This window comes from Mumia xiangluensis, assembly GCF_010994095.1.
GTDB classification, from domain to species: Bacteria; Actinomycetota; Actinomycetes; order Propionibacteriales; family Nocardioidaceae; genus Mumia; species Mumia xiangluensis.
In genome coordinates, this window is record NZ_WJYO01000001.1 from 1 (window position 1) to 23,283 (window position 23,283).

Annotated in this window: 11 protein-coding genes; 6 read left to right on the forward strand and 5 right to left on the reverse strand. The window is 69.1% G+C overall.

What is annotated here, in order from left to right:
• Positions 1–780: glycosyltransferase family 2 protein (locus GH747_RS00005; RefSeq protein WP_323740617.1), on the reverse strand; the 780-nt coding region annotated here is incomplete at its 3' end.
• Complete coding sequence (locus GH747_RS00010; protein WP_149767114.1) at positions 665–2,566, reverse strand: glycosyltransferase family 2 protein; 1,902 nt, start codon at positions 2,564–2,566, stop codon at positions 665–667. The genes GH747_RS00010 and GH747_RS00005, both read right to left, overlap by 116 nt.
• Between GH747_RS00010 and GH747_RS00015 the strand changes: the two genes are divergently transcribed.
• Both GH747_RS00015 and GH747_RS00020 read left to right on the forward strand, forming a co-directional pair.
• Complete coding sequence (locus tag GH747_RS00015; RefSeq protein WP_149767116.1) at positions 2,556–4,793, forward strand: CDP-glycerol glycerophosphotransferase family protein; 2,238 nt, start codon at positions 2,556–2,558, stop codon at positions 4,791–4,793. The two genes, GH747_RS00010 and GH747_RS00015, sit on opposite strands and share 11 nt — an antisense overlap.
• Complete coding sequence (locus GH747_RS00020; protein WP_149767118.1) at positions 4,790–8,035, forward strand: CDP-glycerol glycerophosphotransferase family protein; 3,246 nt, start codon at positions 4,790–4,792, stop codon at positions 8,033–8,035. The genes GH747_RS00015 and GH747_RS00020 overlap by 4 nt, the downstream gene beginning before the upstream one ends.
• Positions 8,036–8,061: 26 nt before the next feature.
• Here GH747_RS00020 and GH747_RS00025 read toward each other — a convergent pair whose 3' ends face one another.
• Positions 8,062–9,741, reverse strand: coding sequence for a class I SAM-dependent methyltransferase (locus GH747_RS00025; protein ID WP_163695203.1), 1,680 nt, complete (start codon positions 9,739–9,741; stop codon positions 8,062–8,064).
• Positions 9,742–9,882: 141 nt separating this feature from the next.
• Between GH747_RS00025 and GH747_RS00030 the strand changes: the two genes are divergently transcribed.
• Genes GH747_RS00030 through GH747_RS00040 form a run of 3 tightly spaced genes read left to right on the forward strand, consistent with a single transcriptional unit; the run spans position 9,883 to position 16,776 of the window.
• On the forward strand, positions 9,883–11,385 hold the full coding sequence (locus GH747_RS00030; protein ID WP_163695205.1) for a glycosyltransferase family 2 protein: 1,503 nt from the start codon (positions 9,883–9,885) through the stop codon (positions 11,383–11,385).
• Positions 11,297–13,534 (forward strand): CDP-glycerol glycerophosphotransferase family protein, encoded by a 2,238-nt coding sequence (locus GH747_RS00035; RefSeq protein ID WP_149767116.1) that lies wholly within the window; start codon positions 11,297–11,299, stop codon positions 13,532–13,534. The genes GH747_RS00030 and GH747_RS00035 overlap by 89 nt, the downstream gene beginning before the upstream one ends.
• A complete protein-coding gene (locus GH747_RS00040; RefSeq protein WP_149767118.1) occupies positions 13,531–16,776 on the forward strand; it encodes a CDP-glycerol glycerophosphotransferase family protein in 3,246 nt (1,081 codons plus the stop codon). Before GH747_RS00035 ends, GH747_RS00040 begins: the two co-directional genes overlap by 4 nt.
• Before the next feature lie 26 nt (positions 16,777–16,802).
• Here GH747_RS00040 and GH747_RS00045 read toward each other — a convergent pair whose 3' ends face one another.
• Positions 16,803–18,482, reverse strand: a complete 1,680-nt coding sequence (locus GH747_RS00045) for a class I SAM-dependent methyltransferase (protein ID WP_163695203.1) — start codon at positions 18,480–18,482, stop codon at positions 16,803–16,805.
• A gap of 141 nt (positions 18,483–18,623) precedes the next feature.
• On the opposite strand from GH747_RS00045, the gene GH747_RS00050 reads away from it, so the two are divergent.
• Positions 18,624–20,714, forward strand: coding sequence for a glycosyltransferase (locus GH747_RS00050; protein WP_163695207.1), 2,091 nt, complete (start codon positions 18,624–18,626; stop codon positions 20,712–20,714).
• On the opposite strand, the gene GH747_RS00055 is transcribed toward GH747_RS00050, so the two are convergent.
• Positions 20,704–23,244 (reverse strand): bifunctional glycosyltransferase/CDP-glycerol:glycerophosphate glycerophosphotransferase, encoded by a 2,541-nt coding sequence (locus GH747_RS00055; protein WP_149767125.1) that lies wholly within the window; start codon positions 23,242–23,244, stop codon positions 20,704–20,706. The two genes, GH747_RS00050 and GH747_RS00055, sit on opposite strands and share 11 nt — an antisense overlap.
• Positions 23,245–23,283: the final 39 nt, after the last annotated feature.

Below are 23,283 nucleotides of genomic sequence, written 5' to 3' on the forward strand. Positions count from 1 at the left end.
CCAGCGGTAGCAAGGGTAGGACGCCAGCACCGACGCCACCGGCGCGCACGCGAACACCTGACCCATGAAGTGGTGATCCTCCAACCGCACCCGACCCTCCAGGAACCGGATCCCGTGCTCCATCAGGAACGACCGCCGAAACAGCTTGTGCACCGTCCGCGACTGCATCACCCCGTCGGCAACCAGATCCGCACGCTCCACGTCACGCCGCGCCAACCCCCAGTACGGCGTCCCCCCACCGACCCGCACCACCTTGCCCGCCACCACGTCCGACCCGTTGCGATCAGCCATCGCGACCATCCGCTCCAACGCCTCCGGGAACAGCTCGTCGTCCTGATCGGAGAAGAACACATACTCACCCCGCGCCCGCTCCAACCCCACGTTGCGCGGACGCCCCGGCCACCCCGAGTTCGCGATCGAGACCACCACCATGTTCGAACGCTCCGCCGCCCGCGCCCGCAACCACCCCAACGTCTCCCCATCACGAGACCCGTCGTCGACGAACACCAGCTCCACCGCACGCCGCCCCAACGACTGCGCATCCAACGACGCCAACAACGGCACGATGTTCTGCCCAGGCTCGAACACCGGCACCACCACCGACACCCGCGGACCACCCCACGGCAACAGCCGCCGTACCCACCCCGCCCGACCAACGACCACGTCAAGCCCCCACCACGTCGACGCTCTGCTCCGGTCGGGTCTCTGCACGCGTGCCCGAACGACCGTCGCGCAGCACGAGGACCAGTGCTCCCCTGGCGCCACGGCGCACCCGGGCACGCCGAAGCGCTCCCTTCGACCGCACGCGCGCGCGTCCCGCGAGTACGGCGTGCCCTGGCGGAAGCGGGACGGGCCGCACCGCACCGCGACCGATCAGCCGCGATCGCACGTAGAGCGTCCACCGCCCGGCGTCGAGCCGCTGCCCGAACGAGCCCTCTTGGGGATCGAGCGTGGCCTCGACGGTCGCCGTCTGCAGGATGTCGCCTGAACGAGGTGTCTCGACCACGCACCGTACGGTCGAGACCGGCCACTCGATCCCGGAGTCTCGCTCACGGATCGACAGCTCCGCCCAGCCCGCATCGGGCGAGCCGACCGCCAGCGCAGGCTCCGAGTACGCCGGCACGACGATCTCGGAGACCCCGTCCACGCCGGCGCTCGTCACCGTCCGGACCAGAGCGGGATCGGTCGTACGCAGGCGAGCCAGGACGACCAGCCGCAGCAGACCGTCGTCCCACGAGGCGTCGATCAGCTCGGCGTCGACGACCGTCGCGCGCGCCGCGCGCCGGATCGCGAAGAGGTCGCCGGCATCGCCGCGGCGGAGTGCGGAAACCTCCGCACGACGCCACACCGGCAGGTGGGGGTCGACTGACTCCGGGACAGAGCGGCGGACCAAGTCCGAGACCGCGTCGAAGATCTCGGCCGCATCATCGGCCGGGATACGGTCCACGTTCGCGACGACGGCCCGCCCCATGGCCTGGGCTGCACCGACCGTCCGCAGCGCGGTGACCACGGCAGGGTCTGCGCCCGGACGGTCCACCGCGTCGACCGCGCGACGGTAGTGCTCCCAGTACGCCGCCTGGGTCACCGTCGCGGCCGAGTTGTTGGTGCCGTCGCGGCGATCGATCCAGCGGTAGCAAGGGTAGGACGCCAGCACCGACGCCACCGGCGCGCACGCGAACACCTGACCCATGAAGTGGTGATCCTCCAACCGCACCCGACCCTCCAGGAACCGGATCCCGTGCTCCATCAGGAACGACCGCCGAAACAGCTTGTGCACCGTCCGCGACTGCATCACCCCGTCGGCAACCAGATCCGCACGCTCCACGTCACGCCGCGCCAACCCCCAGTACGGCGTCCCCCCACCGACCCGCACCACCTTGCCCGCCACCACGTCCGACCCGTTGCGATCAGCCATCGCGACCATCCGCTCCAACGCCTCCGGGAACAGCTCGTCGTCCTGATCGGAGAAGAACACATACTCACCCCGCGCCCGCTCCAACCCCACGTTGCGCGGACGCCCCGGCCACCCCGAGTTCGCGATCGAGACCACCACCATGTTCGAACGCTCCGCCGCCCGCGCCCGCAACCACCCCAACGTCTCCCCATCACGAGACCCGTCGTCGACGAACACCAGCTCCACCGCACGCCGCCCCAACGACTGCGCATCCAACGACGCCAACAACGGCACGATGTTCTGCCCAGGCTCGAACACCGGCACCACCACCGACACCCGCGGACCACCCCACGGCAACAGCCGCCGTACCCACCCCGCCCGACCAACGACCACGTCAAGCCCCCGGCATGTCGACAAACCCGAGACGGAACGAGACTCAGGATAGACTCGCTCGCTACCGGCGGAGGGCTTCCGAGGAGGAGGCGGTCGCGTGAGATGGGTGCTCGAGCGATCGCGTGCGCGCTCCTGGGGCCTGAAGGGCCGTCGGACGCCGACCCCGTCTGCACCCCCTCCCACGTGGACTGCCGCCCTCCGATCAGCGTCGTGGTCACCCGACGGGTCCTTGACCATCGCGGGCTGGGTGTACGTCGGGGGCGTCGCCATGGAGTCCATCCCCACGTCGGCGCGGGTCTCGCTGACAGATCTTGCGACCGGCCGCACGATCGACGTGCGCACACAGAGCCGGCGTGACCCCGAGGTCAACCACGTCGCGGCCGACCCTGACCACGACTACGCCGCCGGCGCCTTCGCGGCCGAGCTGCCTGTGCCCGACGGCGCTCCCGGGACGGACTGGGACGTGCGCATCGCGCTCGGGACGGGCGCCCAGCGGTGGTCCGGCCCGCTGACGACCCTCTTCCGACGTGCGTCGGCCGGCTGGATCCCCCGTCGGCTCCTCGACGACGGAGCACAGGTCGTGCCGACCTGGCTGCCGGACCGAGGACTTGTCCTCCGCCTCGTACGACGCCAGGTGACCGCCCGGTCCTCGTCGGTGTCGGAGGGGCGATGGACCATCGGCGCCACCATCACCGGGCGGCGCCCGGTCGCTGCGCAGCTGGTCGGGCCGGAAGGTGCCGTGCTCGACGGCGAGGTCGAGGACGGCGCCAAGGTGGAAGGAGGGTGGCGCGCCAGCCTCCGGTTTCCCCTCCCGGCCGCAGGAAGCGGTGTCTGGCAGCCTCACGTGGGCCTCGCCGGGGGAAGCCGCAGGCCCGTCCACTGGTCCGAGGAAGACGCGCCCGCACAGGCCGGGTCGTTGAGCATCGTGGTGACGCCGACCGGCAAGCTGGACGTCACCCACCCGGCCGACGAGGTCGTCGTCGACGAGGTCGAGGTCGTCCCCGGGGAGCTTCCGGAGCTGCTCCTGCGTGGCCGCGCGGCGGCCGGCTGCGAGACCTTCACGCTCGTCCTCAGCGGACCTCGCACCGACAGCACCGCGCACGTCTCGGTCACAGACGGACGGTTCGCCGCCAACGTCCCCCTCTTCGCGGCGTCACAGCTCTGGTCGACCGACGCGCTTCCGCTGCCGATCGGAACGTACCGCGCCGACGCGGTGCGTCCCGACGGCGTCCAGGTCCTCGTCCGGCTCACCGAAGAGGCCGTCAGACGCGCCTGTGGCCGGTGGACGTCCGCGCCTGCCGTGATGGTCCGTCCAGAGCGCGGCCCCCGCAACCGTCTTGAGGTCAGGCTGGCACCGCCGCGCGAGGCCGAGGAGTGGAGCGAGCTCGGTCAGCGCCGCGAGGATGCCGCGTATCGCTCGCGGCACTACGCACCGGAGGATGCCGTGCTCTTCGAGAGCTTCCTCGGCAAGCGAGCAGCGTGCAACCCGCTGGCGATCCGCAACGAGGTGGCGCGGCGGCAGCCGGAGCTTCGACGCGTGTGGAGCGTGTTCGAGGCCTCTGTGCCCGTTCCCGAGGGCGACGAGAAGGTGCTGATCGGGACCCGGAGGTGGCGGGACGCCCGAGGGTCCGCCCGCTACATCGTGACCAACGACTGGCTCCGTCGTTTCGAGCACCGTCCGTTCCAGACGTTCGTCCAGACGTGGCACGGCACACCATTGAAGAAGCTCGCGCTCGACCGCCGCCCGCGCGGCCTGGACGCGGACTACCAACAGCTCGTGCGCGACGAGGTCTCGCGATGGGACCTTCTCGTGAGCCAGAGCCCGTTCATGACCCATGCGCTGCGCAGTGCATACAGGTACGAAGGGCCTGTCCTCGAGGTGGGCTACCCGCGCAACGACATCCTGAGCGGCCCACCCGACCCTGAGCGGGTCCGTCGCGTCCGCGAGCGCCTGGGACTCTCGGCTGAGTCCCCGGTGATCCTGTACGCGCCGACCTGGCGGGAGGACAACGAGCGTCGCACACCGCTGCCACCCGATCCTCAGACGCTCGTCGCGCGCCTGGGCTCGTCGATGACGTTGCTGGTCCGCGGCCACGCAGAGAACATCCGCCACGACCGACGGATCCACGGGCCGAACGTGCTCGACGTGACGTTGTACCCCGACATCTCCGAACTGTTCCTCGTCACCGACGTGCTGGTCACCGACTACTCGTCGCTGATGTTCGACTTCGCGGTGACAGGGCGTCCCATCGTCTTCTTCGTCCCGGATCTCGACGAGTACCAGAACGTCAGCCGCGGCCTGTACCTCGTGCTCGAGGACATCGCACCAGGCCCCGTGCTGCACACCAGCGAGGACGTCGCAGAAGCCCTGTCGGACCTGCAGTCGTTGCGAGCGGAGCACCGCAGCGCCTACGCCGCCTGGCGCGAGCAGTTCGTTCCCTTTGATGACGGTGGCGCGACCGCCCGCGTGGTCGATGCCGTGTGGCCGGGCTCCGTCACATCGTGAGCGGCATCGTCCTCGGCCGTCGGCGGGGCGGCCCGACCCGGTCTCCGGAGAGTGCGTTGAGGCTCCGGCTGACCGGCGACCACCTGTGCGTCGAAGTGACCCTCGCTGATCGCTCGCGGATCGAGGGATTGCTGCTGCGACACCGCGACACCGGGCGCGAGACGACGGTCGTCCCTGTCCGGGAGGAACGGGGAGACGGCACCGTCGGCTTCGACATCGACATCTCCGCCGCGGTCCGGGCGGACCCCTCGTGCGAGTGGATCGACCTGTGGATCAAGGTCTCCGGCGAGGATGACCCTCGTCGTCTCGGCCGGTTCGCGTCGACCGATCGCGGCGGGGCCGTCTCACCGACAGAGGTCGACGGGCTGACCGCGACCGTTCACATGACGCACAAAGGCAACGTCAGCATCCGCGTACAGGCCGAGCGCTCCCGTGAGGTGGCGCTGTGGACCCGCGAGATCTCCCTGCGCCACGGCCGGATCGCCTTCGCTACCGACGTCGTCACGCACAACGTCCGCGTGGTCTCGGCCGTCCTGGCGGTGATCTCGCGTGAGAGCGGGGACGCCACGCGGCTCTCCGTGGGCATCCGGCCGCTGGAAGAGGACACACGTCGCCTCCACGGCCTGCTCCGCTACCGCGTCGACGCAGACTTCGACGTGGGTGTCCTTGCTCGGGCCGGGGAGCACGACAGCGACATCTACGACCTCGCTCTGCTCCTCACGCTCGAGGGCTTCGACGAAACCGTCGAGCGAGGGATCCGCATACCGCCGTACCGGGTAAGACGCCGTCTGCGCGCGGTCGAGGTGTCCGCCGGTGACACAGGCCACCTCGTCACTCCCTACTTCAGCTTCAAAGCACAGCGGCTCTGCCTGAGGGTCGAGCAGTTCTCGAGTGCCGACCTCGAGTTCATGCGCCGCGTGCTACGGCTCGGCTGGGCGTTCGCCCTCGTCCGCCCGTTCAGCAGGATCTGGCTGATCGGGGAGCTCCCGTACAAGGCGCAGGACACCGGCTTCCACTTCTTCCGGTGGATCCGCACGAGCCACCCCCGTCGACGCGCGTACTACGTCATCGAGCGTGACTCCCCTGAGCGTGCGAACGTCGAGCCGTACGGGAACGTCGTCCTGCACCGCTCTCGCCGTCACATCCTCTACTCGTTGCTCGCGTCGCGGCTTGTCGGTTCGCACCACGCCGAGTACCTGCTCGCCTCGCGCAGCCCTCGCTTCGTACGGTGGTCGCGCGGAGTGCGTGTGTTCCTGCAGCACGGGGTGATGGGCACGAAGAACATGACCGGCAACTACGGCCGCCGTGCGTCGACGGACTTCCGGACCGACCTGTTCCTGGTCAGCTCCGAGCGCGAGCGCGAGATGGTGGTCGATGACTTCGAGTTCTTCCCCGGCCAGGTGCGAGTCACCGGTCTCTCGCGCTTCGACGCGCTACTCGCCGACGACGTGGACGTCGAGCGCGCCCTGTTGATCATCCCGACCTGGCGTGACTGGCTGAGAGCGCGTGACTTCGGCGAGAGTGAGTTCTTCGAGCAGTGGAACGGGCTGCTGACCTCGGCGAGGTTCCAGGAGATGATCCGCCGCCACGGGCTGGCCGTCTGGTTCATCCTCCACCCGAACATGCGCGAGTACGCAGAGCGCTTCGACGCCCCCGGCGTCGTCGTCCTGCAGCAGGGCGACGCGCCGGTCCAGGACCTCCTCAAACGCAGCGCCGTCATGCTCACCGACTACTCCAGCGTGGGGTTCGACTTCAGCTTCCTCCACCGTCCGGTGGTCTACTTCCAGTTCGACCGCGCGCGGTTCCTCGGTGCCCGTGGCTCACACCTCGACCTCGACGCGCACCTTCCGGGCGAGATCGCCTTCTCGCACGACGAGGCGCTCGATCGGCTGGACGAGGTGCTCAAAGCAGGGATGACGATCTCCGAGCGCAACCGCGCGCGGGCCGACGCGTTCCTCGAGCGCCGCGACCGCGACAACAACGAGCGGATCTACGAGGTGGTTCGCCGCGCCTGGTCCCCACTGACGCCGGTGCGGCGTCTGCGCAGCGCCTCCCCGTCACGTGCTCTCTTCAACCGGTTCCGCAAGAGCCGCTTCTACTTCCCCGCCATGCGCGTGCTCTACCGCCTGGCGACGCTGCTGCCGCGACGCGACCTCGTCGTCTTCGAGAGCGCGAACGGGAAGCAGTACGGCGACAGTCCTCGCTACCTCTACGAGAAGCTGCTCGAGCGTGGAACCGAGAGCACTCTCGTGTGGGTCAACGACTCGACCGTCCGGCTCCCCGACCCGAGCACGCGCAAGGTACGGCGGTTGAGTCCGCGATACTTCTGGCTGCTGGGTCGGGCGAGCCACTGGGTCAACAACCAGAACTTTCCGCACTACCTGCGCCCGGCCCACGGGACCCGCTACGTGCAGACCTGGCACGGCACACCGCTGAAGAAGATGCAGCACGACCTGGAGCAGGTCCACGGTCGCCGCGACGACTACCTCGAGCGCGTCACGAAGATGACCGGCTACTGGGACGACCTCGTCTCCCCGAGCCCGTACGCCACGGCGGCCTTCCGTAGCGCTTTCCAGTACAAGGGTCGCGTTCTGGAGTGCGGCTATCCCCGCAACGACGTGCTGCACTGGCCGGACGCCGACGAGCGAGCGGACCTCGTCCGCCGCAGGCTCGGGATCCCGGCCGAGAAGCGCGTCGTCCTCTACGCGCCGACCTTCCGAGACGACCGTACGAGCGGCGGGGGGTTCGCGGCGCAGGCCGAGCTCGACCTCGCGCGCCTGCACGACCGGCTCGGCGACTCCGTCGTCGTTCTCCTGCGGATGCACTCGGTCGTTCGTGGGCGGGTCACGGTCCCCGAGGACCTTCGCCGATTCGCCATCGATGCGTCGCGCTACCCGGACACGCAGGAGCTCCTGCTGGTCGCCGACGTGCTGGTCACGGACTACTCATCGGTCATGTTCGACTTCGTAACGCTGGACCGGCCGATCGTGTTCTACACCTACGACCTCGACCACTACCGCGACGACCTCCGCGGTTTCTACTTCCCGTTCGAGGAGCAGGCACCCGGGCCGCTCGTCCGCACGAGCGACGAGGTGGCCGACGCACTGTCCGAGGCGCTCTCCGGGAGCGAGGGCTACGCCCGCGCCCGTGCTGACTTCCGTGCCCGGTTCGCCCCGCTCGACGACGGCTCGGCCTCCGAGCGGGTCCTGGACGCCGTGTTCGGGCGATCCGACGACCGCTGATGGGCGGGTGCCCTTCTGCGGTCCAGTCAGCCTCGCCGAAAGATCGTCGCTCGCTTCTGCAGGCGGAGGTCCTCGCGCGAGAACCCCGGCAGGAGCTCCTCCCACATGCGAGCGACCTCCTGCTCGTCGTTGCGAATCATGTCGTCGAGGACGACCGACACCCGGTCGGCGAACCGGTCCCGCATCATCGGCACCGCCGGGAAACGGGCGTGCACTCCGGTCGCGGCCGGCGGGCCGTCGACGAGGAGCAGTCCGACATCGGAGAGAGTCTCGAGCGCCGCGGGGTCGTACCAACGGCCGCGGTAGCCGGCCACATCGACCTCGGTCAGGGGAGCGTCCCGGACCTCGGCAACGTCGCCGAGGCCATGGCGAGCGAGGACGGCTCGCGTCTGCTCCCCGAAACCTTCGTGGTGCTCGAGTGCCACGACCTTGCAGTCGAGACCGAAATGGCGGATGGCGAGGCCGAACCAGAGCGTCGAGACACCACTTCCGCACTCCACGATGAGCGACGGCCGGCGCGAGAGCAGCTCGTCGACGACTACTTCCACCAGATCCGGCGAGGCCGCCCATCCACCCATGGCGGGAACCCTGCCCTCGACAGGGAGCAGAGAGAACAGGTGGATGGCCGACTGGATCTGGGCGAGCTGAGCGGAGTTCTCGACGGTCCGCCTGCTGACATCCCTGTTCAAGCCCGTCTCGAGTGCCCGGACGGCCGTGGCGGTACGAGACTGCCCCACCTCGAGGCGTCGCACCGAGACCTGGAGCTCCTGCCACTCCTCGGCATGCCTGGTCCGTTCGGACTCGAGGTCCTCCGTGAGCTCGGCGTGCCGCTCTGCCAACATCTCGAGCGCCTTCCGAACGGCATGACGTTGACCCTGCGCGACGGACGCAGCGCGTCGCACTGCCCACAGGACAAGTGCGAGGGAGGCGACAGCGCCGACGAATGCACAGGCAGCAACGATCCCCGCGCCGATGCCGCCGGCCGCCGCGAGCCAGCCCACCGCAACCGCGACGACGACGAAGGCCGCAGCACCGGCAACGGCGACGACCGGGCGCCCTCCCAGTCGGCGCACCATCGCCGAGGACGCACGCGAGACGCGCGCAACGCGGGATCGCTCTACCGCCTCGCGCCGGCGCTCGGCCTTCGCGCGGGCGGCCTTCTCGTTCTTGAGCCGCGCACGGACGCGCTGAGCACGCTCGCGCTGAGCAGCGAGCCGCTCGTTCTTCACCTCGAGACTGTTGCGCAGGTCGGCCACAACCGACCGCAGGCGCGTGACATCCTCACGCTCACGGCCCACTGCTCGCCGGGGATCATTCATCAGGAGGCGAGCCCACAGGTCGTCGACCTCGCCCGCCGTCCGCGTCGATCCCACCGACATGGCCACCACCGGCACGTCGCCGAGCCAACCCACGCCATCGACACCGAGCGGAGCGTACGAGCTCAGATCCCCGTCGAGCCGGCCGAGGTCCACGAAGAGCTGCAGCTGCGGCTCTTCGGCGACGCGCGCGACGGCGAGCCGTACGAGGTCGGCGGGAAGGCTCCCTGACAGAAGGAAGCCCGACACCACCCCGGCACTGCGGGGAAGCTCGCCGTCGGACACGACGACGTCGTCACAGCTGTCACGGAGCTCACCCACGGTCGCCCCAGGCTGGGTCGAGACCACCACGAGCTGCCCTCGGACATGGATGTCGTACCTGCCGTCCACGTGTCCTCCTCGTCGCCGACCCGCGAGACTCATCCGGGCCTCGGATAGCATTGCACGGGCCCCGCCGCGGGCCTGACCGGCCCTGCCTCGAAAGCCCCCGGGGGAACTGTGACCCAGCACGACCGAAGCCATCAGCCGACGGTGACCGTCATCGTCCCGAGCTACCTCGGCGCCAAGCTCCTGCCGACCAGCCTCGGCTCGCTGGCGCGGCAGACCCTCGCACCACGAGAGTTCGAGGTGGTCGTTGTCCTCAACGGTCCCGAAGACGAGTCACGGACGGCGATCGACGATGTTCGCACCGCGTTCCCTGAGCTCCGCCTACGCATCGTGGAGGCCTCGACCGCAGGTGCAGGCAACGCGCGCAACCTCGGCCTGGACGCGGCCGCAGGGCGGTCCGTGACGTTCGTCGATGCTGACGACGAGGTCACGCCGGGCTACCTGAAGGCGCTGCTCGCGCACGCCGGGCTGGGGATCGTCCCCGTCGCCTCGGTCGCCGACGTCACGGACGGCGGCGCGGCGCCGACCTTCGACAACTACCTGTCGAACCGCCTCCTGGCCCGGGCCGGCGAGGTGACCGACCCGACGCAGATCCCGTCCTCCCTCGGTTTCGTGGCCGGCAAGATCATCCCGACCGCGGTGGCACGTGCCAGCAGGTTCGACACGACCCTGCGCAGCGGGGAGGACGTGGTCTACTGGTTCGACGTGTTCGAAGCCGCCCCGTTCCGGATCCGGCCCGTCGCCCTCGACTCCGACGGTGTCTACCTCCGTCACGTGGTGGCGAACTCGATCTCCCGGCAGGCGCGCTCCTATGACTTCTCGGTGACTCAGCGGCTCGACGTCATCGAACGGCTCTGGTCCCGACCGGCCGAGGAACCCCGAAGCCGCAAGCTCCGTGCGTCCTTCATCTCCGGGCAGGTCTCGCTCGTGAATGCCCATCTACGTGTCGAACCGGACGACCACACGAGGGTCGTGGAGGACATCCGGTCCCGCGGGCTCGAGGACGCGATCCCGTGGCGCCGCCTCAACGCGGGCATTGCGCGCGACCTCGGGATCCTCTACTCGTTCCTCCCCTACGCCGACACCAGTGCACTCGTCGCCGCGCGTCGCATCCGCGATCGCGGTGTCGTCGTCGACGTCGTGTCCAACAAGATGGGAGCGGACAAACCCACCGACTGGTCCGCAGGCGTCATCGCGCGCGAGAACCTCGAACACCGGCACCACCACCGACACCCGCGGACCACCCCACGGCAACAGCCGCCGTACCCACCCCGCCCGACCAACGACCACGTCAAGCCCCCGGCATGTCGACAAACCCGAGACGGAACGAGACTCAGGATAGACTCGCTCGCTACCGGCGGAGGGCTTCCGAGGAGGAGGCGGTCGCGTGAGATGGGTGCTCGAGCGATCGCGTGCGCGCTCCTGGGGCCTGAAGGGCCGTCGGACGCCGACCCCGTCTGCACCCCCTCCCACGTGGACTGCCGCCCTCCGATCAGCGTCGTGGTCACCCGACGGGTCCTTGACCATCGCGGGCTGGGTGTACGTCGGGGGCGTCGCCATGGAGTCCATCCCCACGTCGGCGCGGGTCTCGCTGACAGATCTTGCGACCGGCCGCACGATCGACGTGCGCACACAGAGCCGGCGTGACCCCGAGGTCAACCACGTCGCGGCCGACCCTGACCACGACTACGCCGCCGGCGCCTTCGCGGCCGAGCTGCCTGTGCCCGACGGCGCTCCCGGGACGGACTGGGACGTGCGCATCGCGCTCGGGACGGGCGCCCAGCGGTGGTCCGGCCCGCTGACGACCCTCTTCCGACGTGCGTCGGCCGGCTGGATCCCCCGTCGGCTCCTCGACGACGGAGCACAGGTCGTGCCGACCTGGCTGCCGGACCGAGGACTTGTCCTCCGCCTCGTACGACGCCAGGTGACCGCCCGGTCCTCGTCGGTGTCGGAGGGGCGATGGACCATCGGCGCCACCATCACCGGGCGGCGCCCGGTCGCTGCGCAGCTGGTCGGGCCGGAAGGTGCCGTGCTCGACGGCGAGGTCGAGGACGGCGCCAAGGTGGAAGGAGGGTGGCGCGCCAGCCTCCGGTTTCCCCTCCCGGCCGCAGGAAGCGGTGTCTGGCAGCCTCACGTGGGCCTCGCCGGGGGAAGCCGCAGGCCCGTCCACTGGTCCGAGGAAGACGCGCCCGCACAGGCCGGGTCGTTGAGCATCGTGGTGACGCCGACCGGCAAGCTGGACGTCACCCACCCGGCCGACGAGGTCGTCGTCGACGAGGTCGAGGTCGTCCCCGGGGAGCTTCCGGAGCTGCTCCTGCGTGGCCGCGCGGCGGCCGGCTGCGAGACCTTCACGCTCGTCCTCAGCGGACCTCGCACCGACAGCACCGCGCACGTCTCGGTCACAGACGGACGGTTCGCCGCCAACGTCCCCCTCTTCGCGGCGTCACAGCTCTGGTCGACCGACGCGCTTCCGCTGCCGATCGGAACGTACCGCGCCGACGCGGTGCGTCCCGACGGCGTCCAGGTCCTCGTCCGGCTCACCGAAGAGGCCGTCAGACGCGCCTGTGGCCGGTGGACGTCCGCGCCTGCCGTGATGGTCCGTCCAGAGCGCGGCCCCCGCAACCGTCTTGAGGTCAGGCTGGCACCGCCGCGCGAGGCCGAGGAGTGGAGCGAGCTCGGTCAGCGCCGCGAGGATGCCGCGTATCGCTCGCGGCACTACGCACCGGAGGATGCCGTGCTCTTCGAGAGCTTCCTCGGCAAGCGAGCAGCGTGCAACCCGCTGGCGATCCGCAACGAGGTGGCGCGGCGGCAGCCGGAGCTTCGACGCGTGTGGAGCGTGTTCGAGGCCTCTGTGCCCGTTCCCGAGGGCGACGAGAAGGTGCTGATCGGGACCCGGAGGTGGCGGGACGCCCGAGGGTCCGCCCGCTACATCGTGACCAACGACTGGCTCCGTCGTTTCGAGCACCGTCCGTTCCAGACGTTCGTCCAGACGTGGCACGGCACACCATTGAAGAAGCTCGCGCTCGACCGCCGCCCGCGCGGCCTGGACGCGGACTACCAACAGCTCGTGCGCGACGAGGTCTCGCGATGGGACCTTCTCGTGAGCCAGAGCCCGTTCATGACCCATGCGCTGCGCAGTGCATACAGGTACGAAGGGCCTGTCCTCGAGGTGGGCTACCCGCGCAACGACATCCTGAGCGGCCCACCCGACCCTGAGCGGGTCCGTCGCGTCCGCGAGCGCCTGGGACTCTCGGCTGAGTCCCCGGTGATCCTGTACGCGCCGACCTGGCGGGAGGACAACGAGCGTCGCACACCGCTGCCACCCGATCCTCAGACGCTCGTCGCGCGCCTGGGCTCGTCGATGACGTTGCTGGTCCGCGGCCACGCAGAGAACATCCGCCACGACCGACGGATCCACGGGCCGAACGTGCTCGACGTGACGTTGTACCCCGACATCTCCGAACTGTTCCTCGTCACCGACGTGCTGGTCACCGACTACTCGTCGCTGATGTTCGACTTCGCGGTGACAGGGCGTCCCATCGTCTTCTTCGTCCCGGATCTCGACGAGTACCAGAACGTCAGCCGCGGCCTGTACCTCGTGCTCGAGGACATCGCACCAGGCCCCGTGCTGCACACCAGCGAGGACGTCGCAGAAGCCCTGTCGGACCTGCAGTCGTTGCGAGCGGAGCACCGCAGCGCCTACGCCGCCTGGCGCGAGCAGTTCGTTCCCTTTGATGACGGTGGCGCGACCGCCCGCGTGGTCGATGCCGTGTGGCCGGGCTCCGTCACATCGTGAGCGGCATCGTCCTCGGCCGTCGGCGGGGCGGCCCGACCCGGTCTCCGGAGAGTGCGTTGAGGCTCCGGCTGACCGGCGACCACCTGTGCGTCGAAGTGACCCTCGCTGATCGCTCGCGGATCGAGGGATTGCTGCTGCGACACCGCGACACCGGGCGCGAGACGACGGTCGTCCCTGTCCGGGAGGAACGGGGAGACGGCACCGTCGGCTTCGACATCGACATCTCCGCCGCGGTCCGGGCGGACCCCTCGTGCGAGTGGATCGACCTGTGGATCAAGGTCTCCGGCGAGGATGACCCTCGTCGTCTCGGCCGGTTCGCGTCGACCGATCGCGGCGGGGCCGTCTCACCGACAGAGGTCGACGGGCTGACCGCGACCGTTCACATGACGCACAAAGGCAACGTCAGCATCCGCGTACAGGCCGAGCGCTCCCGTGAGGTGGCGCTGTGGACCCGCGAGATCTCCCTGCGCCACGGCCGGATCGCCTTCGCTACCGACGTCGTCACGCACAACGTCCGCGTGGTCTCGGCCGTCCTGGCGGTGATCTCGCGTGAGAGCGGGGACGCCACGCGGCTCTCCGTGGGCATCCGGCCGCTGGAAGAGGACACACGTCGCCTCCACGGCCTGCTCCGCTACCGCGTCGACGCAGACTTCGACGTGGGTGTCCTTGCTCGGGCCGGGGAGCACGACAGCGACATCTACGACCTCGCTCTGCTCCTCACGCTCGAGGGCTTCGACGAAACCGTCGAGCGAGGGATCCGCATACCGCCGTACCGGGTAAGACGCCGTCTGCGCGCGGTCGAGGTGTCCGCCGGTGACACAGGCCACCTCGTCACTCCCTACTTCAGCTTCAAAGCACAGCGGCTCTGCCTGAGGGTCGAGCAGTTCTCGAGTGCCGACCTCGAGTTCATGCGCCGCGTGCTACGGCTCGGCTGGGCGTTCGCCCTCGTCCGCCCGTTCAGCAGGATCTGGCTGATCGGGGAGCTCCCGTACAAGGCGCAGGACACCGGCTTCCACTTCTTCCGGTGGATCCGCACGAGCCACCCCCGTCGACGCGCGTACTACGTCATCGAGCGTGACTCCCCTGAGCGTGCGAACGTCGAGCCGTACGGGAACGTCGTCCTGCACCGCTCTCGCCGTCACATCCTCTACTCGTTGCTCGCGTCGCGGCTTGTCGGTTCGCACCACGCCGAGTACCTGCTCGCCTCGCGCAGCCCTCGCTTCGTACGGTGGTCGCGCGGAGTGCGTGTGTTCCTGCAGCACGGGGTGATGGGCACGAAGAACATGACCGGCAACTACGGCCGCCGTGCGTCGACGGACTTCCGGACCGACCTGTTCCTGGTCAGCTCCGAGCGCGAGCGCGAGATGGTGGTCGATGACTTCGAGTTCTTCCCCGGCCAGGTGCGAGTCACCGGTCTCTCGCGCTTCGACGCGCTACTCGCCGACGACGTGGACGTCGAGCGCGCCCTGTTGATCATCCCGACCTGGCGTGACTGGCTGAGAGCGCGTGACTTCGGCGAGAGTGAGTTCTTCGAGCAGTGGAACGGGCTGCTGACCTCGGCGAGGTTCCAGGAGATGATCCGCCGCCACGGGCTGGCCGTCTGGTTCATCCTCCACCCGAACATGCGCGAGTACGCAGAGCGCTTCGACGCCCCCGGCGTCGTCGTCCTGCAGCAGGGCGACGCGCCGGTCCAGGACCTCCTCAAACGCAGCGCCGTCATGCTCACCGACTACTCCAGCGTGGGGTTCGACTTCAGCTTCCTCCACCGTCCGGTGGTCTACTTCCAGTTCGACCGCGCGCGGTTCCTCGGTGCCCGTGGCTCACACCTCGACCTCGACGCGCACCTTCCGGGCGAGATCGCCTTCTCGCACGACGAGGCGCTCGATCGGCTGGACGAGGTGCTCAAAGCAGGGATGACGATCTCCGAGCGCAACCGCGCGCGGGCCGACGCGTTCCTCGAGCGCCGCGACCGCGACAACAACGAGCGGATCTACGAGGTGGTTCGCCGCGCCTGGTCCCCACTGACGCCGGTGCGGCGTCTGCGCAGCGCCTCCCCGTCACGTGCTCTCTTCAACCGGTTCCGCAAGAGCCGCTTCTACTTCCCCGCCATGCGCGTGCTCTACCGCCTGGCGACGCTGCTGCCGCGACGCGACCTCGTCGTCTTCGAGAGCGCGAACGGGAAGCAGTACGGCGACAGTCCTCGCTACCTCTACGAGAAGCTGCTCGAGCGTGGAACCGAGAGCACTCTCGTGTGGGTCAACGACTCGACCGTCCGGCTCCCCGACCCGAGCACGCGCAAGGTACGGCGGTTGAGTCCGCGATACTTCTGGCTGCTGGGTCGGGCGAGCCACTGGGTCAACAACCAGAACTTTCCGCACTACCTGCGCCCGGCCCACGGGACCCGCTACGTGCAGACCTGGCACGGCACACCGCTGAAGAAGATGCAGCACGACCTGGAGCAGGTCCACGGTCGCCGCGACGACTACCTCGAGCGCGTCACGAAGATGACCGGCTACTGGGACGACCTCGTCTCCCCGAGCCCGTACGCCACGGCGGCCTTCCGTAGCGCTTTCCAGTACAAGGGTCGCGTTCTGGAGTGCGGCTATCCCCGCAACGACGTGCTGCACTGGCCGGACGCCGACGAGCGAGCGGACCTCGTCCGCCGCAGGCTCGGGATCCCGGCCGAGAAGCGCGTCGTCCTCTACGCGCCGACCTTCCGAGACGACCGTACGAGCGGCGGGGGGTTCGCGGCGCAGGCCGAGCTCGACCTCGCGCGCCTGCACGACCGGCTCGGCGACTCCGTCGTCGTTCTCCTGCGGATGCACTCGGTCGTTCGTGGGCGGGTCACGGTCCCCGAGGACCTTCGCCGATTCGCCATCGATGCGTCGCGCTACCCGGACACGCAGGAGCTCCTGCTGGTCGCCGACGTGCTGGTCACGGACTACTCATCGGTCATGTTCGACTTCGTAACGCTGGACCGGCCGATCGTGTTCTACACCTACGACCTCGACCACTACCGCGACGACCTCCGCGGTTTCTACTTCCCGTTCGAGGAGCAGGCACCCGGGCCGCTCGTCCGCACGAGCGACGAGGTGGCCGACGCACTGTCCGAGGCGCTCTCCGGGAGCGAGGGCTACGCCCGCGCCCGTGCTGACTTCCGTGCCCGGTTCGCCCCGCTCGACGACGGCTCGGCCTCCGAGCGGGTCCTGGACGCCGTGTTCGGGCGATCCGACGACCGCTGATGGGCGGGTGCCCTTCTGCGGTCCAGTCAGCCTCGCCGAAAGATCGTCGCTCGCTTCTGCAGGCGGAGGTCCTCGCGCGAGAACCCCGGCAGGAGCTCCTCCCACATGCGAGCGACCTCCTGCTCGTCGTTGCGAATCATGTCGTCGAGGACGACCGACACCCGGTCGGCGAACCGGTCCCGCATCATCGGCACCGCCGGGAAACGGGCGTGCACTCCGGTCGCGGCCGGCGGGCCGTCGACGAGGAGCAGTCCGACATCGGAGAGAGTCTCGAGCGCCGCGGGGTCGTACCAACGGCCGCGGTAGCCGGCCACATCGACCTCGGTCAGGGGAGCGTCCCGGACCTCGGCAACGTCGCCGAGGCCATGGCGAGCGAGGACGGCTCGCGTCTGCTCCCCGAAACCTTCGTGGTGCTCGAGTGCCACGACCTTGCAGTCGAGACCGAAATGGCGGATGGCGAGGCCGAACCAGAGCGTCGAGACACCACTTCCGCACTCCACGATGAGCGACGGCCGGCGCGAGAGCAGCTCGTCGACGACTACTTCCACCAGATCCGGCGAGGCCGCCCATCCACCCATGGCGGGAACCCTGCCCTCGACAGGGAGCAGAGAGAACAGGTGGATGGCCGACTGGATCTGGGCGAGCTGAGCGGAGTTCTCGACGGTCCGCCTGCTGACATCCCTGTTCAAGCCCGTCTCGAGTGCCCGGACGGCCGTGGCGGTACGAGACTGCCCCACCTCGAGGCGTCGCACCGAGACCTGGAGCTCCTGCCACTCCTCGGCATGCCTGGTCCGTTCGGACTCGAGGTCCTCCGTGAGCTCGGCGTGCCGCTCTGCCAACATCTCGAGCGCCTTCCGAACGGCATGACGTTGACCCTGCGCGACGGACGCAGCGCGTCGCACTGCCCACAGGACAAGTGCGAGGGAGGCGACAGCGCCGACGAATGCACAGGCAGCAACGATCCCCGCGCCGATGCCGCCGGCCGCCGCGAGCCAGCCCACCGCAACCGCGACGACGACGAAGGCCGCAGCACCGGCAACGGCGACGACCGGGCGCCCTCCCAGTCGGCGCACCATCGCCGAGGACGCACGCGAGACGCGCGCAACGCGGGATCGCTCTACCGCCTCGCGCCGGCGCTCGGCCTTCGCGCGGGCGGCCTTCTCGTTCTTGAGCCGCGCACGGACGCGCTGAGCACGCTCGCGCTGAGCAGCGAGCCGCTCGTTCTTCACCTCGAGACTGTTGCGCAGGTCGGCCACAACCGACCGCAGGCGCGTGACATCCTCACGCTCACGGCCCACTGCTCGCCGGGGATCATTCATCAGGAGGCGAGCCCACAGGTCGTCGACCTCGCCCGCCGTCCGCGTCGATCCCACCGACATGGCCACCACCGGCACGTCGCCGAGCCAACCCACGCCATCGACACCGAGCGGAGCGTACGAGCTCAGATCCCCGTCGAGCCGGCCGAGGTCCACGAAGAGCTGCAGCTGCGGCTCTTCGGCGACGCGCGCGACGGCGAGCCGTACGAGGTCGGCGGGAAGGCTCCCTGACAGAAGGAAGCCCGACACCACCCCGGCACTGCGGGGAAGCTCGCCGTCGGACACGACGACGTCGTCACAGCTGTCACGGAGCTCACCCACGGTCGCCCCAGGCTGGGTCGAGACCACCACGAGCTGCCCTCGGACATGGATGTCGTACCTGCCGTCCACGTGTCCTCCTCGTCGCCGACCCGCGAGACTCATCCGGGCCTCGGATAGCATTGCACGGGCCCCGCCGCGGGCCTGACCGGCCCTGCCTCGAAAGCCCCCGGGGGAACTGTGACCCAGCACGACCGAAGCCATCAGCCGACGGTGACCGTCATCGTCCCGAGCTACCTCGGCGCCAAGCTCCTGCCGACCAGCCTCGGCTCGCTGGCGCGGCAGACCCTCGCACCACGAGAGTTCGAGGTGGTCGTTGTCCTCAACGGTCCCGAAGACGAGTCACGGACGGCGATCGACGATGTTCGCACCGCGTTCCCTGAGCTCCGCCTACGCATCGTGGAGGCCTCGACCGCAGGTGCAGGCAACGCGCGCAACCTCGGCCTGGACGCGGCCGCAGGGCGGTCCGTGACGTTCGTCGATGCTGACGACGAGGTCACGCCGGGCTACCTGAAGGCGCTGCTCGCGCACGCCGGGCTGGGGATCGTCCCCGTCGCCTCGGTCGCCGACGTCACGGACGGCGGCGCGGCGCCGACCTTCGACAACTACCTGTCGAACCGCCTCCTGGCCCGGGCCGGCGAGGTGACCGACCCGACGCAGATCCCGTCCTCCCTCGGTTTCGTGGCCGGCAAGATCATCCCGACCGCGGTGGCACGTGCCAGCAGGTTCGACACGACCCTGCGCAGCGGGGAGGACGTGGTCTACTGGTTCGACGTGTTCGAAGCCGCCCCGTTCCGGATCCGGCCCGTCGCCCTCGACTCCGACGGTGTCTACCTCCGTCACGTGGTGGCGAACTCGATCTCCCGGCAGGCGCGCTCCTATGACTTCTCGGTGACTCAGCGGCTCGACGTCATCGAACGGCTCTGGTCCCGACCGGCCGAGGAACCCCGAAGCCGCAAGCTCCGTGCGTCCTTCATCTCCGGGCAGGTCTCGCTCGTGAATGCCCATCTACGTGTCGAACCGGACGACCACACGAGGGTCGTGGAGGACATCCGGTCCCGCGGGCTCGAGGACGCGATCCCGTGGCGCCGCCTCAACGCGGGCATTGCGCGCGACCTCGGGATCCTCTACTCGTTCCTCCCCTACGCCGACACCAGTGCACTCGTCGCCGCGCGTCGCATCCGCGATCGCGGTGTCGTCGTCGACGTCGTGTCCAACAAGATGGGAGCGGACAAACCCACCGACTGGTCCGCAGGCGTCATCGCGCGCGAGAACCTCGACAGGACTTTCGAGGTCGACGCGCGTACCGCGGCCTTCGAGTGGGGCCCGTTGAAGACGTTCACCCGCCGTGCGCTGGCCAAGGTGGCCGAGTGGGAGGACGAGAAGGGCCTCTACCGGAGCGTCTACAGCAGGACGATGTGGCCGGGGTCCAACCTCGTCGCCGCCCTGCTGAAGCTCCGCCGACCGGAGATCCGCTGGATCGCGGAGTTCTCCGACCCCCAGCTCTTCAACGCGTACGGGCAGCGTCGCGTCGGTCAAGCGAGCACCGACTCCCTGTGGAAGGAGCTTGCCGCCGGGCTGGCATCGGCAGGCGTGGACGCGCCCGCTGACCGCAACATCCCCCATCTCGTGGAGCTCCTGGCCTACGCGCTCGCGGACGAGATCGTCTTCACCAATCAGCACCAACGCACGTTCATGCTCGACTACCTTCCCGAGCAGCAGCTGGTCGAGCGCGTTCTGGAACGCTCACGGGTCTCGCACCACCCGACGCTCCCCGAGTCCTTCTACCACCGCGTCGACGGTGAGTACCCGCTCGAGCCGGGTTTGCTCAACATGGCCTACTTCGGCGCCTTCTACGCCACGCGTGGCCTTACTGAGGTCGTCGAGGCGCTGAAGGCGCTGACGCCTGCCGAACGGACGAAGGTTCGCCTGCACGTGTTCACGTCGGATCCCGCGACCCTGTCACAGGAGCTCGAGGCACACGGTCTGACGGACGTCGTCACTGCAAACCCGTACGTCTCCTACTTCGCATTCCTCGAGCTGACCACCCGCATGGACGTCCTTCTCGTCAACGACGCCCGGACTCGCGACCACTACGACGTCAATCCGTTCCTGCCATCGAAGTGGTCCGACTACGCAGGCAGTGGCAGCGACGTCTGGGCCGTCGTCGAGGAAGGCAGCATCTTGTCGACGATGCCGACGGCCTACCGGTCGCCTCTCGGCGATCCCGGGGCCGCCGTCGCCGCGGTGCGCCGGATGCTCGCAGATCGCGGTCTCGCGGACGCGCCGGACCTCACTCGTTGAGGTCGGGCGCGCGGTACTTCCGCGCGGACCCCTCGATCGCGGCGACGACGCGCTCGCGGCAGCGCCCGTCCCGCTGGGGGAACGTCGCCGCGACCCGGTCGAGGTAGAGCTGGTCGGGAGCGTGTCCGCGGTCGACGATGTCGACCGCGGCGGCGACCGCGGCGTCCGCGGTCTCGGTGACCGGTCCGAAGCCGTCCCGGTCGTACTCAAAGTAGCCGGCCCGTCCGACGTGCCCGCCCTGCGTCATGCGCTCTCGGTCGAACTGGAAGTACACGACCGGCCGGTCGAGGTAGGCAGCATTGAAGGCGACCGAGGAGTAGTCCGTCACCAGGACGGCGGACCGGGCGAACAGCTCACGGACGTCGCGGCCCTCGAAGCTCATGACCTCGACGTGGTCCGGAAGGTCGAGTCGGCCCGCCAGCACGTCCATGTTCGGGTGCGGGAGGAACGCCACCTTGAGACCGTGCCGGGCTGCCGCGTCGGCCAGCTCCTTCGACCGCAGGACGGCCAACCACTCCTGTACGTAGTCGGTCTCCTCGATGCCGTCGATGAGGTCCCGTCGTTGAGAGCCGCGCTTGAGCGGAGGAACCAGCCAGACGCGCCAGGTCGGGCACACCAGCACGAGGTCCCGCTCATCGGGTCCGAACCGCTGGCCCTGCTCGAACAACAGGTCGAACCGCGGAAGACCGGTCAGCTTCGTCTCTCGCTCGGTGTAGATGTACGGGGTGTCGTCCCCGACGATCGAGTCGTGCTCCTGCTGGGTGCTGGTGATGAACACGTCGAGCGGTCGGTGGTTGAGCCAGCTGGACAGGTCGTCCTTGATCACTCCGTGCTGCAGGAAGGTGAACCGGTAGGCGGGCGTCGCGAGCGCCGTGATCGCCGGCGGACGACACACCGCGATGTCAGCGTGCGACGACACCAGGTGCCGGCAGTTGAGCATCAAGATCTTCCACAGCACGGAGCCGTGCGCGACCACCCGGCGCCCGTACGCTGCACGCAGGCGCTTCCAGTCAGGCGTTCCTCGCTGGACGGTGAAGTACGCGTCGATGTCCTGGCGGTTCTCGCGGACGTACTGGAAGAGATGCTCGGCACTGTCATCAGCGTTGTGGATGCGGTCCATCAGCACCCACGAGCTCCGGAGCCTCCGGCTCACGGGCCGGCTTCTGGCCACACGGAGGAGAAGCCGGTCGCGCCAGGCCATGGCGTTCGCACCGCCGGAAGCCTTCCGGCGAGGCTGCAGCGCCTGTCGGAGGCGCGAAGGCGAGAGCGTCCTTGCCGGGACCGGTGGCTGCGCGAACCGGAGCTCACGCACACGACCGGCGACAACCAGACGCAGCGCCCGCGTGGCCGGCACCCAGTGGAGGCGCTCCCGCAGCAACGGACGACCGTGGTAGTAGAGCGCGCGGACCTTCGTGTAGGCCGGTGGCGTGGCTTCACCGCCCGACAGGATCTCGTCGTCAGGCGCCTCCCCGGTGAACCGATAGGCGATGCGGACCAGACCCTGTCGGGAGTCGAGCCGCTCGGCGAGGGCGTACGAGGAGATCCAGGGCTCTTCCCGGTAGGCGTGCAGGAGAACGTCGCGAGAGGCTCCCCGAAGGGGCACGAGCGAGAACGATTGCACCACCTCGGGATCGAGAAAGTCGACGATCTGGGTCATCAGGGCGTGGAACTCGTCGGCCTGGGCGGACGGGGCGACCACCTTCGAACCCGAGTCCTCGGCCGCGAAGTAGTAGCTGAGCTCGTACACGACGAAGTTCTGAAGCCACTCGGGAACATGTCCGAGGTCGCGCTTCGCCGTCTCGAGGGCATCGAGGTAGCCGTGGCGGAGGACGGCCGTGAACCTGCCGGGATGCCGCTGCGAGCTCTGCAACGTGGAGCTCTGGTCGCTGCGCTTGCGGTACTGGTAGCGCGCAGTCGCCAGGAACGCCACCGTCGGTTCCGGCGTGAGCAGCAGGTAGCGGCAGCTGAAGTGACCGTCCTCGAAGTTGGGGCGGATCCGGTGGTCGAACCGCAAGCCGCTCTCACGGAGCCGGTCGACGCGATAGAAGGCGGCCGGTGCACTGCCGTGGAAGTGGTCGGGAAACGTCGTCAATCGCCGTGCGCGGTCACCAGCTGCGAAATGACGGCGCAGCGGGTGCTTGTCCGCGACATTGCCCGTGGAGTCGTTGAGAAGGACACGGTTGGTAGCCACCATGTCGATATCGTCACGACCGTCGAGGAAGTCGACGACGCTGCGGATGTAGCCGGGCTCGAGGATGTCGTCGGGGTCGGGAAACGTGACCCACTCGCCGAGCGCGACCTCGAGACCCGCATTGCGTGCGGCGCCCTGGCCGGCGTTCTGCTGGGTGAGGACACGCACCGTCCCAGGCCGTCTGCTCTCCCAGGCGCGGAGATCCGCGAGGGTCTCGTCGTTCGACCCGTCATCGACCATCACGACTTCGAGGAGCCCTGGGTTCTCAGCCATCTGAACCTCGACGGAGGCGATGAAGTCGGGGAGGTAGCGTGCCACGTCGTACGCGGCAGAGACCATCGAGAACCGTGGTCGCGGTGAACCGTCCACTCGGACAAG